The organism is Curtobacterium sp. MCJR17_020 (genome assembly GCF_003234365.2).
Lineage (GTDB): Bacteria > Actinomycetota > Actinomycetes > Actinomycetales > Microbacteriaceae > Curtobacterium.
The window spans coordinates 3616003-3632108 of the sequence record NZ_CP126260.1 but is presented as its reverse complement, the minus strand read 5'-3'; the positions used below and the strand labels follow the sequence as shown (position 1 = coordinate 3632108).

15 protein-coding genes are annotated in these 16106 nt (G+C 70.5%); 13 read left to right on the top strand and 2 right to left on the bottom strand.

All coding sequences use genetic code 11. The features are described 5' to 3' along the window. Nucleotides 1-63: 63 nt before the first annotated feature. The 7 genes from rpmJ (at nucleotide 64) to DEJ14_RS17265 (ending at nucleotide 7510) form a co-directional block, all read left to right on the top strand. The gene (gene rpmJ / locus DEJ14_RS17295) at nucleotides 64-180 is read left to right on the top strand and encodes a 50S ribosomal protein L36 (RefSeq protein WP_071276701.1); all 117 of its coding nucleotides are present in this window, start codon (nucleotides 64-66) and stop codon (nucleotides 178-180) included. A gap of 186 nt (nucleotides 181-366) precedes the next feature. Further along, nucleotides 367-741 carry a 30S ribosomal protein S13 gene (gene rpsM / locus DEJ14_RS17290; RefSeq protein ID WP_058728274.1) on the top strand — a complete coding sequence of 125 codons (375 nt, stop codon included), beginning with the start codon at nucleotides 367-369 and terminating at the stop codon, nucleotides 739-741. 9 nt (nucleotides 742-750) lie between these two features. Beyond that, on the top strand, nucleotides 751-1149 hold the full coding sequence (gene rpsK, locus DEJ14_RS17285; RefSeq protein ID WP_017885507.1) for a 30S ribosomal protein S11: 399 nt from the start codon (nucleotides 751-753) through the stop codon (nucleotides 1147-1149). Nucleotides 1150-1339: 190 nt separating this feature from the next. Next, entirely contained in the window at nucleotides 1340-2335 is a 996-nt protein-coding gene (locus DEJ14_RS17280; RefSeq protein WP_071259847.1) for a DNA-directed RNA polymerase subunit alpha, read from the top strand. A gap of 63 nt (nucleotides 2336-2398) precedes the next feature. After that, nucleotides 2399-2983, top strand: a complete 585-nt coding sequence (gene rplQ / locus DEJ14_RS17275) for a 50S ribosomal protein L17 (protein ID WP_111083453.1) — start codon at nucleotides 2399-2401, stop codon at nucleotides 2981-2983. Between the two features lie 160 nt (nucleotides 2984-3143). Next, complete coding sequence (locus tag DEJ14_RS17270) at nucleotides 3144-4262, top strand: FUSC family protein (RefSeq protein WP_111083452.1); 1119 nt, start codon at nucleotides 3144-3146, stop codon at nucleotides 4260-4262. Between the two features lie 41 nt (nucleotides 4263-4303). Continuing rightward, nucleotides 4304-7510: an AfsR/SARP family transcriptional regulator gene (locus DEJ14_RS17265; RefSeq protein ID WP_111083451.1), complete on the top strand. Its 3207-nt coding sequence runs from the start codon at nucleotides 4304-4306 to the stop codon at nucleotides 7508-7510. Between the two features lie 10 nt (nucleotides 7511-7520). Here DEJ14_RS17265 and DEJ14_RS17260 read toward each other — a convergent pair whose 3' ends face one another. After that, the gene (locus DEJ14_RS17260) at nucleotides 7521-8351 is read right to left on the bottom strand and encodes an ABC transporter permease (protein ID WP_111083450.1); all 831 of its coding nucleotides are present in this window, start codon (nucleotides 8349-8351) and stop codon (nucleotides 7521-7523) included. After that, nucleotides 8348-9346: an ATP-binding cassette domain-containing protein gene (locus DEJ14_RS17255; protein ID WP_111083449.1), complete on the bottom strand. Its 999-nt coding sequence runs from the start codon at nucleotides 9344-9346 to the stop codon at nucleotides 8348-8350. Before DEJ14_RS17255 ends, DEJ14_RS17260 begins: the two co-directional genes overlap by 4 nt. Nucleotides 9347-9436: 90 nt before the next feature. On the opposite strand from DEJ14_RS17255, the gene truA reads away from it, so the two are divergent. The 6 genes from truA (at nucleotide 9437) to DEJ14_RS17225 (ending at nucleotide 15912) form a co-directional block, all read left to right on the top strand. Next, nucleotides 9437-10291 (top strand): tRNA pseudouridine(38-40) synthase TruA, encoded by an 855-nt coding sequence (gene truA, locus DEJ14_RS17250; RefSeq protein WP_258373125.1) that lies wholly within the window; start codon nucleotides 9437-9439, stop codon nucleotides 10289-10291. A gap of 261 nt (nucleotides 10292-10552) precedes the next feature. Then, nucleotides 10553-10831 carry a hypothetical protein gene (locus DEJ14_RS17245; RefSeq protein WP_146249642.1) on the top strand — a complete coding sequence of 93 codons (279 nt, stop codon included), beginning with the start codon at nucleotides 10553-10555 and terminating at the stop codon, nucleotides 10829-10831. Between the two features lie 61 nt (nucleotides 10832-10892). After that, nucleotides 10893-11750, top strand: coding sequence for an ABC transporter ATP-binding protein (locus DEJ14_RS17240; RefSeq protein WP_111083446.1), 858 nt, complete (start codon nucleotides 10893-10895; stop codon nucleotides 11748-11750). Next, on the top strand, nucleotides 11747-12457 hold the full coding sequence (locus DEJ14_RS17235; RefSeq protein ID WP_111083445.1) for a hypothetical protein: 711 nt from the start codon (nucleotides 11747-11749) through the stop codon (nucleotides 12455-12457). The genes DEJ14_RS17240 and DEJ14_RS17235 overlap by 4 nt, the downstream gene beginning before the upstream one ends. A 1-nt stretch (nucleotide 12458) precedes the next feature. Next, nucleotides 12459-12707 carry a hypothetical protein gene (locus DEJ14_RS17230; RefSeq protein WP_111083444.1) on the top strand — a complete coding sequence of 83 codons (249 nt, stop codon included), beginning with the start codon at nucleotides 12459-12461 and terminating at the stop codon, nucleotides 12705-12707. A gap of 91 nt (nucleotides 12708-12798) precedes the next feature. Continuing rightward, a complete protein-coding gene (locus tag DEJ14_RS17225; protein ID WP_111083443.1) occupies nucleotides 12799-15912 on the top strand; it encodes an ExeM/NucH family extracellular endonuclease in 3114 nt (1037 codons plus the stop codon). Nucleotides 15913-16106: the final 194 nt, after the last annotated feature.

Genomic DNA, 16106 nt, shown 5'->3' with positions numbered 1-16106 from the left:
GCTGGAAAGGAACGGCTCGGCAATCCTGCCGCGCACGAAGCCAGCGAGCACGAGGAAAGAACAATGAAGGTCAACCCCAGCGTCAAGCCCATGTGCGAGCACTGCCGAGTGATCCGCCGCAAGGGCCGCGTCATGGTGATCTGCAAGAGCAACCCGCGTCACAAGCAGCGCCAGGGCTAGTCCCCGGCGCGTGGCCGGCGCCGACGCTGTCCCTCGGACAGCAGGCTGCTCGAGCACGACCCACAACTGAAGATCGACAACGCAGTACCAGAACCCGGTCGCACGACGACCGGGGGACACCTCGGGTCGGAGGCCCGGGCACCGGTACTGCTCCACACCTCCATCGACAACAGGAGCAGCCATCACATGGCACGTCTAGCAGGCGTCGACATCCCGCGCGAGAAGCGCGTGGAGATCGCACTCACGTACATCTACGGCGTCGGCCGTACCCGCGCGGTCCAGGCACTCGCCGAGACCGGTATCTCCGGTGACATCCGCGTCAAGGACCTGACCGACGACCAGCTCGTCGCCCTCCGTGACTTCATCGAGGGCAACTTCAAGGTGGAGGGTGACCTCCGCCGCGAGGTGGCAGCCGACATCCGTCGCAAGGTCGAGATCGGTAGCTACGAGGGTCTTCGCCACCGTCGTGGTCTCCCGGTGCGCGGTCAGCGCACCAAGACCAACGCGCGTACCCGCAAGGGACCGAAGCGCACCGTGGCAGGCAAGAAGAAGGCTCGATAGGAGACCCCGATGGCTACCCCCAAGACTGCCGCGCGCAAGCCGCGCCGCAAGGAGAAGAAGAACGTCGCAGTGGGCCAGGCCCACATCAAGAGCACGTTCAACAACACGATCGTCAGCATCACCGACCCGTCGGGTGCCGTCCTCAGCTGGGCGTCCTCGGGTGCCGTCGGCTTCAAGGGTTCGCGCAAGTCGACGCCGTTCGCGGCGCAGCTCGCTGCCGAGTCCGCTGCGCGTCAGGCGCAGGAGCACGGCGTCAAGAAGGTCGACGTCTTCGTGAAGGGTCCGGGTTCGGGCCGCGAGACCGCGATCCGTTCGCTCCAGGCCGCTGGCCTCGAGGTCGGCTCGATCAACGACGTCACTCCGCAGGCGCACAACGGTTGCCGCCCGCCGAAGCGTCGTCGCGTCTGACGCGAGGAGCAACCGGCCGCGCCCTGCTCGTCCCCTGACGGGGTCGGGCAGGGCCCGCGGCCATTCCTGGTCGTTCGATCGCGCACATCGGTGCGCGTGATCACAACTCAACAGACCCGTCGGGGCCCACGCGGCCCCGTCGTACCGCCAAGTGTCATATAGCGGACACTTCGCCGAAAGGAATCCCACAGTGCTCATTGCACAGCGCCCCACCCTGACCGAGGAGTCGATCTCCGAGCACCGCTCGCGCTTCGTCATCGAGCCGCTCGAGCCGGGCTTCGGTTACACCCTCGGCAACTCGCTGCGCCGCACGCTCCTCTCCTCGATCCCCGGCGCGGCTGTCACCAGCATCCGCATCGACGGTGTCCTCCACGAATTCAGCACCGTTCCCGGTGTGAAGGAAGACGTCACCGAGATCATCCTCAACATCAAGAGCCTCGTCGTCTCCAGCGAGCACGACGAGCCGATCACCGCGTACCTGCGCAAGCAGGGTGCCGGTCAGGTCACCGCAGCGGACATCTCCGCTCCGGCCGGCGTCGAGATCCACAACCCGGAACTCGTCATCGCGACCCTGAACGACACCGCGCGGTTCGAGCTCGAGCTCACGATCGAGCGTGGCCGCGGCTACGTCTCGGCCACGCAGAACCGTTCCGAGTTCTCCGAGGCCGGTCAGATCCCGATCGACTCGATCTACTCGCCGGTCCTCAAGGTCACCTACCGCGTCGAGGCGACGCGTGCCGGTGAGCGCACGGACTTCGACCGCCTGGTCGTCGACGTCGAGTCGAAGCCGGCGATCACGCCGCGCGACGCCATCGCGTCGGCCGGTCGCACGCTGGTCGAGCTGTTCGGGCTCGCTCGCGAGCTCAACACGGCCGCAGAGGGCATCGAGATCGGCCCCGCGCCGGTCGACGCTGTCCTGTCGAACGAGCTGCAGACGCCGATCGAGGACCTCGACCTGTCGGTCCGCAGCTACAACTGCCTGAAGCGCGAGGGCATCAACACGGTGTCCGAGCTCGTCGCCCTGTCGGAGACGCAGCTCATGAACATCCGCAACTTCGGTCAGAAGTCGGTGGACGAGGTCAAGGACAAGCTCACCGAGCTCGGCCTGTCCCTCAAGGACACCGTCCCCGGATTCGACGGCGCCCACTTCTACAGCGGGTACGACGAGGACGAGTCCAACAACTGATCTCGCGCTCACGCGCAAGCGCGCTGACACCGCGCGCACCACTTTCACCACTGGAGAACTGACATGCCGAAGCCCACCAAGGGCCCCCGCCTCGGTGGCGGTCCCGCTCACGAGCGCCTGCTCCTGAGCAACCTCGCCAACGCCCTCTTCACGCACGGTCGCATCACGACCACCGAGACGAAGGCCAAGCGCCTCCGCCCGGTTGCCGAGCGGCTCATCACGTTCGCGAAGCGCGGCGACCTGCACGCTCGTCGTCGGGTCATCGCGACCCTGCGCGACAAGTCCGTCGTGCACACGCTGTTCACGGAGATCGCCCCGCAGGTCGAGGACCGTCAGGGCGGCTACACCCGCATCACGAAGCTCGGCTTCCGCAAGGGCGACAACGCCCCGCTGGCGTCGATCGAGCTCGTCCTCGAGCCGGTGTCGGGCACGCCCGCACCGGTGAAGCGCACCGCGGCTCCGGCCGCCGCCGCTCCGGTCGAGGAGGCGGCTGCCGACGAGACCACCGAGGAAGCCCCGGTCGAGACGGTGCCTGTCGAGGACAGCGAGACGACTGAGGAGTCCGCTCCGGTCGAGTCGGAGACCGAGACCGAGGCTGCTGCCGAGGTCGAGGCCGACGCCGCCGAGAAGAGCGACGACAGCAAGTAGGACCCCGCATCACCACGACGAAGCCCCCGCGACCCAGGTCGCGGGGGCTTCGTCGCGTTCGGGAGCGGCGGCCGTCCACCCCGACGTCCGGAGAACGCAGGACCGTCGCCTTCCCAGTGCGTGCCCCGTAGCGTGTCCGCCCGACAGGGAGAGTCACCACATGGAGTTCCAACACATCGCGGGCGTCGGTCGCCGCGCGTGGCGGTGGAGCCGCACGTCCGGCACGCAGCCGCGACTGCTGCACGCAGCCAAGGCAGCCGGCGCCGCGGCACTGGCCTGGTTCATCGCCAGGCACGTGCCCGGGGTCGCGTCCGACTACCCGTACTACGCACCGCTCGGGGCGATCGTCGCGATGCAGACGACGGTCTACGCGGGGCTGCGCAACGGCATCCAGACGCTCGTCGGCATCCTGCTCGGCATCGCCGTCGCGGGCTTCACGATGATCGTGGGCGACCCGGGGATCCTCGCCGTGGCCCTGGCGGTCGGCATCGGCGTACTCGTCGGCGGGTTCCGGGTGCTCGGCGAGGGCAGCACCTGGGTGTCGACGGCGGCGTTGTTCGTGCTGCTCGTCGGCGGAGCGAACGCCGAGGGCTACTCGTTCGGGTACCTGGTGCAGATGGGTGTCGGCGTCGTCGTCGGCCTGCTCGTGAACTTCCTGGTGTTCCCACCGCTGCACTTCTGGGACGCCGAACGTCGGATCGACGAGGTGAACGCCGTGTTGGCCGATCACCTCGAGGGGCTCGCACACGTGCTGGAGAGCGGCAAGCGCGACGAGGACGCCTGGAACCGGCAGCAGGACAAGCTCGACCGTGCGATCGCCGACGTGCGCGCGCGGGTGTCCGTCGCCCACGAGAGCCGGAAGATCAACCCCCGCGGAGCGCTCCGCGGGTCACGGGCCCGGCTCCAGCAGGACGGGGCGCGCTTCCGGGCGCTCGAACGGGTCGCCTGGTACACGACGGACCTCACCGAACTCGTCGCTCGGTCGGGCCCGGTGTCCGCGAACCTCGGCCGTCCCGACCCCGCGTTCACCGAACCGCTCACCGAGGCGATCCGTCAGCTCGCCGGCGTGATCCGCGGGGAGTCCCCCGAGGACGAAGGCGACAAGGCGATCGAGCGACTCGAGCAGGCGCTCGACGCCTCGCGCGAGAACCCGTCGCACGTCGCGGTGACGGCGTCCGCGCTCGTGGCGCTCCGCGGCATCGTGGAGTCCGAGCGTCGTGCGACGGACAACCTCGACACCCGCACGGGGCCGTCGGCGTTCCACCGTCCGCGCGGCTGACGCGAGGACCCCGTGACACCGGCGCTCCGTAGACTCGCACCGTGACCGTCCCGCCCCGCATCGCCGTCCTCGGACCGGTCACGGTGACGGGTTCGGACGGCCGGCAGGCGCCCGTGCCCGGAGCGCTCGCTCGGGCGTTCCTGACGGCGCTGGTGCTCGCGCGCGGCCACGCCCTGACCACCGAGTCGCTGATCGACGACCTCTGGCCGGACGTGCAGCCGCGGGGTGCCCGTGCAGCGCTGCAGACGCTCGTGTCCCGACTGCGCCGGAGCGTGGCGGACGGCCTCGTGGTGTCGACGAGCACCGGGTACGCGTTGGGCGGCGGCCCCGAGGACGTCGACCTCGCCCGTGCCGAGCGTGCGGTGGGCGAAACGGAGCCGGCAGCGGTCCGTGCGGCCCTCGACCTCTGGCGTGGTGACCCGGGGGCCGACGTCGACGGCGACCTGGGCGCGGCACTCGCGGACCGAGCGGCAGCGCTCCGGCGGACGCTCCGGCGCGCGCTCGGCGGTGCCCTGCTCGACGAGGGCGACGCCGACGAGGCCGCCGCACTCTGGGCGGCAGAGGCCGTCGCCAACCCCTACGACGAGGTCGCGGTCGCCGGCTCGATGCGCGCCCTCGCCGCCGCCGGCCGCACGAGCGAGGCCATCGCCGCCTTCGCGGCGCACCGTGACCGCCTCGCCGACGAACTCGGCGCCGACCCCTCGGCCGACCTGGTGCGCCTCAACGCCGAGTTGCTGCGCCGGTCCGGCCCCGCCACGGGCACCGTCCGCCGCGTCGGCCTGCGTGCTGCGCCGAACACCTTGGTCGGGAGGGAGGCCGACCTCGCCACCGTCTCGGACCTGCTGTCCGCCGGACGGCTGGTCACGATCCTCGGTGCGGGTGGGCTGGGGAAGACCCGCCTCGCGCAGGCGGTCGCCGCCGGCCTGCCGCCGACGCAGGGCGTCGTCGTGTTCGAACTCGCACCGCTCGCCACGGCCGACGACATCGTGCCGGCACTCGGCGCGCTGCTCGGGATCGCCGAGTTCCGCTCCACTCGCTCGCTCCGGGACGCCGTCGCGGCCGACCTGCGCACCCGGGTCGTGCGCGCGCTCGCCGACGGGCCGACCGTGCTCGTCCTGGACAACTGCGAGCACCTGGTCGCGGAGGTCGCCGCCTTCGCCGCGGACCTGCTCGCGACCGTGCCCGCCCTGCGGATCCTGACGACGTCACGCGCGCCGCTCGCCATCGCCGGCGAGGTCGTGGCTCCCCTCGCGCCCCTGCCCGTCGAGGCGGACGGAGCGGCCGTCCGGCTGTTCACCGAGCGGGCGCGGGCCGCACGACCCGGAGCCGTGCTGCCGGTGGACGCGGTGCGCCGGATCTGCACGCGGCTCGACGGGTCACCGTTGGCCATCGAGCTCGCGGCCGCACGCATCCGCGGGATGAGCGCCGACGAGATCGAGCGCCGGCTGGACGACCGGTTCGCGCTGCTGCGCGGCGGTGACCGGAGCGCCCCGGAGCGGCACCGCACCCTGCTCGCCGTGATCGAGTGGAGCTGGCGCCTGCTCGACGACGGGGCCCAGGACCTGCTGACACGCCTGGCGCTCTTCCCGGACGGGCTCGCGGTCGACGCCGTCGAGGCCGTCGCGGCTCCGGACCGCCGGGTGGACGCACTCGACGACCTCGCCGAGCTCGTGGAGCAGTCGCTCGTGCAGCTCGTCGAGCACGAGGGCGAGCCCGTGCGGTACCGGCTGCTCGAGACGGTGCGGGAGTTCGGTGCGGCCCGGCTGGGGGACCGCGGCGCCACCGAGGCCGTCCGTGCGGCCATGATCGGCTGGGGCCGTGGGTTCGCGGCCGAGCGCAACCTGCTCACGATCACGGGTTCTGCACAGCTCGAGCGGTTCCGCGAGGTCGCCCGCGAATCCGACAACCTCGTCACGCTGCTCCGCTGGAGCCTCGCTGCCGACGACACCGCGGCGGTCGCGCACCTGTTCGCGGCTCTCGGCGGCTACTGGTCGCTGCGCGGGGCCCACGGTGAGGTCGTCGCTCTCGGCCCCGAGGTGGTCCCGGTCCTGCGCCGTACCGGACCGGCGGCCGAGGACCGTGCCGCGACGGTGCTCGGACTCGTCGTCACCGGCGGGTCGTCCGCGTTCAGCGACAAGCGCACCGCAGCCCTGGCCGTGTCGACCCTGCGCCGCGTGATGCGCGACGGCACCACCGGGTTCGCGGTGCTCGACGCCCAGGCAGCACTGCTCCTCACCCTGGGGCGACCGGCCGACGGGTACGCCCTGCTCGCCCGCTACCGCGACGACCCGGAGCCCGGTGTCGCCTGCCTGGCGAACATGCTCAGCGCGCCGCTCGCCGAGAACGACGGGGAGTCCGCCGTCGCCCTGCGGTACGCGACCCGCGCCGAGACGCTCTCGCGGTCGAGCGACGACGCCTGGACCACCGGGTCGATCGCCGTCACCATGACCCAGCTCCTGGCGCAGACCGGTCGGCACGCCGACGCACTGCGGTCCGCCGAGGTCGCCCGCGAGCAACTCGAACGGTTCGGGGCCGACGACGACCTGTACGAGATCGGCTGGACCGTCGGCCTCTGCGCCGCGAGCACCGGCGACGTCGTGCGTGCCCGGCAGGTCGCCGACGACCTGCAGCACCGTCCGGTCGAGGCCCGCGGCGGGTTCGACGAGGACCGGGTGCAGATCGGCGTGCTCGCGATGGCCATCGGTGCGGAGTGCTCGCGCTGGGAAGGAGCCCTCGACGACGCGGCGGCGGAGTACGCCCGCGCCTGGGACTCCGTGCTGCCCCTGCGGAAGCAGACGCCGCACTGGACGCTCATGGCGGGCTCGGCGCGGATCGCGGCGCGGGACGAGGCGGCGGTGCGCCGGTCCGACGGAGCCGCGCCGGGCCTCCCGGTCGACGACGTGGCGGTCGCGAGACGCCTGCGTGTCGGTGCGCTCGTGATGCTGCGCGTCCACCCGTGGTGGCTGGACCTGCCCGTGATCGGGACCGCCCTGCTCGGGCTGGCGCTCGCCGCCGCCCGTGACGGACAGCCGGAGCACGCCGCTCGCTGCTGGGGGCTGGCGACCCGACTCGGTTCGCGGCAGGACTTCGGCGTGCTCGCGCACACGCGGATGCGGTCGGTGCTGGCCGACGCCCTCGGCGACGCGGTGCTGGCGGACGCCGAGACGGCCTCGGCCGGATCGAACCGGGCCGAGGCCGTCTCGCAGGCGCGGCTCCTGCTCGAGGAGCTGCGGTTCCGCGTGCGCTGATGGGCGCCCGTCAGGCCTTCCGCATGTACGCGCGGACCGTCAGCGGCGCGAACACCGCGACCACGACCGCTGCGCCGAGCAGGCTGATCCAGAGGTCGACGCCCACCGTGCCGTGGTTCACGAGCTCGCGGACCGCCGTGATCAGGTGCGAGATCGGGTTCACCTCGGAGAACCAGCGCAGCCAGTCCGGCAGGGTGTCCGCCGGCACGAACGCGTTCGACAGGAACGTCAGCGGGAACAGCACCATGTTGGAGATGCCGGAGACGCTCGACGCCGTCCGCGCGACGACGCCGAAGTAGGCGAAGATCCAGCTGATCGCCCACGCGACGACGATGACCAGCAACCCGGCCAGGACGACCGCACCGAAACCGCCGGCCGGACGCAGACCCATGATGATGCCGACCGTGAAGGTGATCGTCGTGGCGATCGCGTACCGGACGGTGTCGGCGAGCAGCGCACCCGCGAGCGGGGCGATCCGGGCGATGGGCAGGGACTTGAAGCGGTCGAAGACACCCTTGTCCATGTCCTCGCGCAGCTGCACGCCCGTGACGATCGACGACGTGATGTTCGTCTGCACCAGGATGCCGGGGATGATGATCGGCAGGTAGCTCGCGACGTCACCCGCGATCGCACCACCGAAGATGTACGTGAACATCACGGTGAAGATGATCGGCATCAGGGTGACGTCGAACAGCTGCTCCGGGGTGCGCCGGACCTTGATCAGGCCGCGGTACGCCATCGTGAGCGACTGCCGGACGGTGGCGCCGAGGCCGGTCGCACCGACGCCGGGGCGCGGGGTGATCCGGGGCGCAGTGGTGCCCGTGGTGGTGATGGTGGTCATGCGATGCTCCCTGCGAGTTCGCGGTCGGTGTTGTCGTTGTCGTCGTCGGTGGTCGCCGGTGCGCCGGTGATCGTCAGGAAGACCTCGTCGAGGGTGGGCTTCTGCACGCTCATCTCGGCGAGGGTGATGCCGGCCTCGCGGAACGACACCAGCAGGTCCGTCACGCGGTCGGGGTCCGACATCGGTGCGGTGAGACGCGAGCCCTCGGGGCTGGCCACCGCGTCGACACCGAGGGTGTTCCGGACGATCGTGCGCGCGGCGTCGAGCCGGAGCGCATCGGTCAGGCGGAGCTGCAACGACGAACTGCCGATCGAGGCCTTCAGCTCGTCGCTCGTGCCCTCGGCGACGACCTTGCCGTGGTCGATGACCGCGATGCGGTCGGCGAGCTGGTCCGCCTCGTCCAGGTACTGCGTCGTCAGCAGCACCGTCGAACCCGTCGCCACGAGCTCGCGGATGGTGTCCCACATCTGCGCACGGGTCCGGGGGTCGAGCCCCGTGGTCGGCTCGTCGAGGAAGATCAGCGGCGGCTGCGCGATGAGGCTCGCAGCCAGGTCGAGCCGGCGACGCATGCCACCGGAGAAGGCCTTGAGCGGGCGCGACGCGGCCTCGGTCAGCCCGAAGCGTTCGAGCAGCTCCACGGCCTTCCGCTTCGCATCCGCGCGGGACAGCCCAAGCAGGCGCGCGAAGATCACCAGGTTCTCGGTCGCGCTGAGGGTCTCGTCGACGCTGGCGTACTGGCCCGTCACCCCGATCAGCGTGCGGACGGTCTGCGCCTCGCGCCGGACGTCGTGCCCGAAGATCCGGGCCTCGCCGCCGTCCGCCTTGAGCAGGGTCGCGAGCATGGAGATGGTGGTGGTCTTGCCGGCGCCGTTGGGACCGAGCACGCCGTAGACCGTGCCGGCCTCCACACGGAGGTCGACACCGTCCACTGCGCGGTTCGTCCCGAAGGTCTTCACGAGGCCGGTGGCCTCCACCGCGAGCGGTGTCGTGGTCATCGAAATGTCCTTTCGTCGATGTCGAGGACGATGGTGCCGCGGGGCGCTCACGCGGCACTGACGTGGCGCTGACATCGCTACCGTGGGCACGTGAGCGAAACGGTGCGACTGCGGCTGGACATCGCGTACGACGGGGCCGCGTTCTCCGGGTGGGCCCGGCAGCCCGGGCTGCGGACCGTGCAGGGCGCGCTCGAGGCCGCCCTCGCCACCGTCTTCACCCGGTGGGGCGAACCGCCACTGCTCACCGTCGCCGGACGCACCGACGCCGGCGTGCACGCCACCGGGCAGGTCGCCCACCTCGACCTGTCCGCCGAGCAGTGGGACGCGCTCAGCGCCAAGCGTGGCTCGGGGCGCTCGCCGCTGGACGGGCTCGTCAAGCGCGTGAACGGCATCGCGGCACCAGAGGGCGACGTCGTCGTCACCCGGGCATCGGTCGCGCCGGACGGGTTCGACGCCAGGTTCTCGCCGCTCTGGCGACGGTACGAGTACCGGATCGCGGACGCCGACGCCCCGCGCGATCCACGTCGTCGCGGGCACACGGTCTGGCACGGGGCGAGCCTCGACCCGGCAGCGATGGAGCGCGGTGCGCTGACGCTGTTGGGGCTGCACGACTTCGCGACGTTCTGCAAGCCGCGCGAGGGCGCGACGACCATCCGGACGTTGCAGGAGTTCCGCTGGGACCGCGAGCCGGACGGGGTACTGGTGGCGCGCCTCCAGGCCGATGCGTTCTGTCACTCCATGGTGCGCGCGATGGTGGGGGCGACCATCGCCGTCGGCGAGGGGCGGTTCGGGCCGGAACGGCTCGTGGAGCTCCGCGTCGCCGAGACGCGGACGAGCGCGTTCAAGACGGCGCCGGCGAAGGGGCTGACGCTGACCGAGGTGGGGTACCCGGCTGATGGGGAGCTCGCGGGGCGGGCGGAGCAGACGCGGGCGCGGCGGGAGTGAAAACCGTCTCGCCACGCGTTACCAGAGCGTTACACTTCAACCTGTAAAACGCTGAAATATGAACGGTCAGTCTGCCAGGATCGTTAGACGGCGAAGAGGCCGCAACGATAGGGGTAGAGCATGAATCGAATCCGTAGTGTCGGAGTGATCGGGGCTATCGTCACCGGCGCGATGCTGAGCACAGTGGGCGCAGCCGCTGCGACGGCGGCACCTGCACCGACGATCTCCGCGTCAACCAACGCTGTCGAGCGTGGCGTTCCGATGTCAGTCCCGATGAAGTCGAGTCCTGTGCCGAGCTCACCCGCTCCGCAGGGGGAGATCTCGACGGACCGGGTACCGATCGGGACGATCGTCAACTGGATCAAGAACAACGCGTCGTCGATCGTCACCGGCATGAAGAACGCGGTCCGGAGCGGCATCAAGGCGTTCAAGAACTGGTGGAACGGCTTGGCGGGATGGATCCGTACCGCGATCACAGCCATCGGGAACCTGAGCGTGACTGAGCTCTTCAGCGGGCTCTGGAACTACTTCTTCGGTTGATCGATGACGGCTGCGGGGAGCGGTGAGACGCTCCCCGCAGCCGTAGCTCGAGAGGAGCGCCATGCTTGAGATGGTTGACGTTCGCCTGCGCGGGCGTGGTCGTCCGCGCCTGGACGGAGTGAGCATCAGGTTCGATCCAGGCGTCGTGTACGGCCTGATCGGTCCGAACGGGGCGGGGAAGTCGTCGTTGATGGCAGTCCTTGCGCGACTGGTCCCGGCCTCGTCGGGAAGGTTGTCGTCGTCTCCGACCCTCGTCGGAGCCGTTCTGTCGGACAACGGACTCCACCCTGGTCGGACCGTCCGCGAGACGATCCGCCTCCGCGGTTCCTATGCGCGAGTGGGAGCGGAAGTCGCGGACGACGCGCTCCGACGAGCCGGTTTGGAGTCCGTTGCGCGCCGGAAGGTCGGTGCGCTGTCTCTCGGGATGCGCATGCGCTTGGCGATTGCTGCGGCGACCATCGGCGACCCCGGCCTCGTGATCCTCGACGAGCCGATGAACGGGCTCGACCCGAACGGGATCTCGTGGGTCAGGGCGGTCATCTCGGACATGCGGAGCCGGGGCGTGACCGTCGTCGTATCGAGTCACCTTCTGAGCGAACTGGCGCAGTTCATCGACGTCGCGGTGATCATCAGTGCCGGAACGATCACTCGCATCGAGTCGATGCACCACTCCGGACGGACGGGCTGTCTCGTTCGAGTCAGTGACCCGGCCGCATTGATCGACATCTTGGGTCGGCAGGGCCACAGGAGCACGGTGCGCAGTGGATGGGTGAGCGTCGATCTGCCTGCGCCGGACGCGGTTCGTGAAGCGGTCAAGAACTCACTCGACGTCTTCGGCGTCGAGGAACGTGCGGTCGACCTCGAGGACCTCTACGCGACGACTTCCAAAGGTGAGTACTTGGCAGGTGAAACGCGATGATCTCCTTCGTCCAGAGCTCACTCCTGGAGTTCCGAAAGCGCACCGATACGCAGGGTGCAATCGCGGCGTACGCGCTGTTGTGTGCGGTGGTCATCGCGTGCGGTGTACTCAGCGTCTCGGTGGTGAAGTCAGCTCCGTCCTTCGGCGCCGGCGAAGTGCTCGTGATCGTCGGTCTCCCAGCGGCCCTCGCATCGGCGATCGTCGGGGTCGTGTTCGGCGTGGGTGACGGTCGGGTCGGCGGGGAACGCGACGGAATTCTCACTGGCCTGTCGCGCGACGCCCTCTACCTCGCGCGCGGATGTGCATGTGTTGCGATGGTGGGTGTTCTGGTCGTCGCGAGCGCAGCTGTGGCCCTTGTCTCGGTCGTGGTGGCCTGCGCGCTCGGCGGTGAGTTGTCGTCTGCGTCCTTTGTTGCGCAACTCGGAGAAGTTGCGGCGCTCGCCCTCTCGGCGGCAGCCCTGGGCTTCGGCATCGGTGCGTCGCTCAGGGGCCTTGCACTCGCTCTCGTCAGTGTCCTCTTGATCATCCTCGTCGTCGATACGTCGCTGGCGCTCGCGGGCTCCTGGTCGGACTTCATCCGGTTCAGCACGATTCAAGCTGGGGTGACTGGCAGTGCCCCCTTCCTGCCTTCGTTGACGTCCGGGCTTCTGTGGATCGGTGTCCCGCTGGTCGGAGGCTGGCTCCGCACCCGTTCAGCGGAGGTGTGACGTGGCAGACCAGAGAACACTCCACCGAAGGCGATCAATCGGCACCGCGACGCTCGTCGTCATCGCAACCCTCGGCCTGTTGGTCGTCGGGGTCGACGGCCAGGCGCCCCTGATCCGACTCGTCGCGACCGGGGTCGCCGTGCTCGCTGGCGCGGCCTCGCTGAGGCTCACGCGCAAGCGGAGCGGCTTGTCGGGCTGGTACGCGATCACCGTTGCCGTGGTGCTCTTCCGGCTCGTGAGCGGAGCGTGACGTGAACGGGGCGCCCGCCCGTGATGTTGCCGAACGCAATCATTTACCTCGACGCAACCTGAGGGACTCCGCAGGTCGGTAGCGTGCGGGCATGCCCAACTCCCTCGGGCGCACTCTGCTGTGCGCCACGGCTGCTGCGACACTCCTCGCGGCCCCGCTCGTCACCGTCACCGCAGCGACCGCGAACCCCGAGGGGAGTGGCCTCGTCATCGAGGAGGCCTACCTGAAGGCCGGCAGCAACGGCGCCTTCTACAACCAGAAGTTCATCGAGATCGGCAACCCGACCGACGCCCCGGTGTCGCTCGACGGCTGGTCTCTGCAGTACCGCTCGGCGACGAGCACCGGCACCTTCTCGACGAGCGCGCTCGAGGGCACCGTGCCGGCCGAGGGCACGTTCCTGGTGTCGATGGCCGGCAACGGTGGGGCCACCGCGGTCGGTGCGGACCTGCCGACGGCGGACGACACCGCGTCGCTGAACCCCTCCGGCACCACGGGCACGATCGTGCTGTCGAACGCCGCCACACCGGTGGCCCTCGCCGCGGGTCCCGTGGCGACCGGCACCGCGGGCGTCGTCGACCTGCTCGGCTACGGCGCCTCGAACACGTACGAGGGCACCGTGCGCACCGTCGAGGGTGCGAACGCCGTGCCGAACGGCCTGGTCCGCCAGGGCACGGCGGACACCGACGACAACGGCGCGGACTTCTCGGTGACGACGACCCTGACCCCGCGGAACGCCGCGGGTGAGACGGCTGCGCCGACCGACCCGACGGAGCCCACCGACCCGACGGACCCGACGGAGCCGACGGACCCCGGCGCCCCTGCCGAGGCCGTGACCATCGCGCAGCTGCAGGGCACCACGGACACCTCGCCCTACGCCGGCAAGACCGTCACCACCGACGGCGTCGTGACCGCGGTCTACGCGTCCGGCGGCTTCAACGGCTACACGATCCAGACCCCGGGGACCGGTGGCGCGATCGACCCCGGCACCCACACCGCGTCCGACGCCGTGTTCGTCTTCTCGTCCGCGACCGCCGGGCTGGTGGCCGAGGGTGACCACGTGCGGGTCACCGGTGGGGTCTCCGAGTACTTCGGCCTGACCGAGCTGACGGTGTCGAACACGGCGTCGTTCGAGAAGCTCACCGACACCGTCGTCGCCCCGCAGCCCGCAGCGGTCGCGTTCCCGTCGTCGGACGCGCAGCGCGAGTCGCTCGAGAGCATGCTCATCGCCCCGCAGGGCTCCTTCACGGTCGCCGACAACTACACGACGAACCAGTACGGCGAGGTCGTGCTCGCCAGCGGCGCCGGCCGGCTCGTCCAGCCGACCGACGTCGGTCGCCCCGGCAGCGCCGCAGCGACGGCCGCCGCGGCGTCGAACGCCGCGCGCAAGGTCACGCTCGACGACGGTGTCAGCACCAACTTCCTGACGAACGCCAACCAGGGCATCCCGGTGTCGTGGCTCACCCAGGGGCCGGTCACCGTCGGCGCGACCGCCACGTTCGAGGAGCCGGTCGTCCTCGACTACCGCAACAGCGGGTGGAAGTTCCAGCCGACCGCGCCGATCACCGGTGCGACCCCGGCGGCCGACCTGCCCGCGTCGTTCTCGAAGGTGCGGCAGGCCGAGCCGCAGGACGTCGGTGGTGACCTCAAGCTCGCTGGGTTCAACGTGCTGAACTACTTCCCGACAACAGGTGACCAGCTCACCGGCTGCTCGTACTACACCGACCGTGCGGGCGACCCCGTCACGGTGAACTCCGGCTGCGACGCCCGCGGTGCTGCTGAGGAAGAGGACTTCCTGCGCCAGCAGGTCAAGATCGTCAAGGCGATCAACGGCCTCGGTGCCGACGTCGTCTCGCTCGAGGAGATCGAGAACTCGGCGCGCTTCGGCCAGGACCGCGACGCCGCGGTCGCAACGCTCGTCGACGCCCTGAACGCCGCCACCGGCGAGGACACCTGGGCCTACGCGAAGTCGCCCGCGACCGTCCCGGCGAGCGAGGACGTCATCCGCCTCGCACTCATCTACAAGCAGGACCGCGTCGCCCCCGTCGGTGAGTCGACGATCCTGCTCGATGACGCCTTCACGAACGCCCGGCAGCCCGTCGCGGACGCGTTCCGCCCCGTCGGCGGCACCGCGGACGACGACTTCCTGGTGATCGCGAACCACTTCAAGTCGAAGGGCTCCGGCACCGGCGAGAACGCCGACCAGGGTGACGGCCAGGGCGCCTCGAACGCCGACCGGGTGCGCCAGGCGAAGGCCCTCGTGACCTTCTCCACCGACATGCAGGCGCAGTACGGCACCGACAAGGTGTTCATGCTCGGCGACTTCAACGCCTACAGCAAGGAGGACCCGGTGGTCGTCCTCGACGACGCCGGCTACACCGACCTCGGCCCGGCGCTCGACGGCACCGAGTACTCGTACGTGTTCTCCGGCCTGAGTGGGTCGCTCGACCACGTGTTCGCGTCCCCGGCCGCCACCGAGACGGTCACGGGCGTGGACATCTGGAACATCAACTCGGTCGAGTCGGTGGGCCTGGAGTACAGCCGCTACAACTACAACGCGTCGGATCTGTACACCGACGACGTGTTCCGCGCGAGCGACCACGACCCGATCCTGGTCGGGTTCGACCTCGATGCTGCCGGCACGGACCCGGGCACGGACCCCGGGACCGACCCGACTCCGGTGCCGACCCCGACCCCGACGCCGGGTGACGGCGGCACGACCCCGACCCCGACGCCCACGTCGAAGCCGACCCCCGCTCCGACCCCGTCGGCTCCGGGGGCGGTGCCGCCGGTGGCCCCGTCGGAGACCGGTCTGACCGACGCGAACCGCGGGAGCGTCTCGGCGCCGTCGTCGGCTCGTGCGGGGGAGACCATCACCGTGACCGTCGGCACGCAGGACGCGGGTGACGTGGTGAACGTGTGGCTGTACTCGACCCCGACGCTGCTCAGCACCGTGACGGTGGCCGCCGACGGGACGGTCCGGGTGACGATCCCGTCGGACACCCCCGCTGGCGCACACCGCCTCGCGGTGACGGCTGCGGACGGGAGCCTGATCGGGTGGACCCCGATCACGATCACCGCTGACGGGCAGCTCGCGTTCACGGGTGCCGAGGGCGTCGGCGCCGGTGCGCTGGTCGCGTTCCTGCTGCTCGCGGCGGGTGCCGGCGTCCTGATCGTCCGCCGTCGCCGTCAGGCGGCTGGGGAGTAGTCCCCACGCGCCGTGGGCGCGAGTGCAGGACGGACGGGAGGCCCGTGGCCAGGCCGCCACGGGCCTCCCGTCCGGCAGTGGCTGCGTTTGACCGACGTGACCCGCGTCGGCTAGGCTCTCACCTTGGTCTGTGCGCCACGCGCGCCGGACAGTCAGATGAGCCCTCCATCCGGGCGTTCCGCCGGCTTCTGCCG

Bases quoted from the DNA above. Each gene is read 5' to 3' on its own strand.
- DEJ14_RS17270 (WP_111083452.1), top strand. From the start codon at position 3,144: ATGGAGTTCCAACACATCGCGGGCGTCGGTCGCCGCGCGTGGCGGTGG.
- DEJ14_RS17245 (WP_146249642.1), top strand. From the start codon at position 10,553: ATGTCAGTCCCGATGAAGTCGAGTCCTGTGCCGAGCTCACCCGCTCCG.
- DEJ14_RS17255 (WP_111083449.1), bottom strand. From the start codon at position 9,346: ATGACCACGACACCGCTCGCGGTGGAGGCCACCGGCCTCGTGAAGACC.
- DEJ14_RS17260 (WP_111083450.1), bottom strand. From the start codon at position 8,351: ATGACCACCATCACCACCACGGGCACCACTGCGCCCCGGATCACCCCG.
- rplQ (WP_111083453.1), top strand. From the start codon at position 2,399: ATGCCGAAGCCCACCAAGGGCCCCCGCCTCGGTGGCGGTCCCGCTCAC.
- DEJ14_RS17225 (WP_111083443.1), top strand. From the start codon at position 12,799: ATGCCCAACTCCCTCGGGCGCACTCTGCTGTGCGCCACGGCTGCTGCG.
- rpmJ (WP_071276701.1), top strand. From the start codon at position 64: ATGAAGGTCAACCCCAGCGTCAAGCCCATGTGCGAGCACTGCCGAGTG.
- DEJ14_RS17235 (WP_111083445.1), top strand. From the start codon at position 11,747: ATGATCTCCTTCGTCCAGAGCTCACTCCTGGAGTTCCGAAAGCGCACC.
- DEJ14_RS17240 (WP_111083446.1), top strand. From the start codon at position 10,893: ATGCTTGAGATGGTTGACGTTCGCCTGCGCGGGCGTGGTCGTCCGCGC.
- rpsK (WP_017885507.1), top strand. From the start codon at position 751: ATGGCTACCCCCAAGACTGCCGCGCGCAAGCCGCGCCGCAAGGAGAAG.
- rpsM (WP_058728274.1), top strand. From the start codon at position 367: ATGGCACGTCTAGCAGGCGTCGACATCCCGCGCGAGAAGCGCGTGGAG.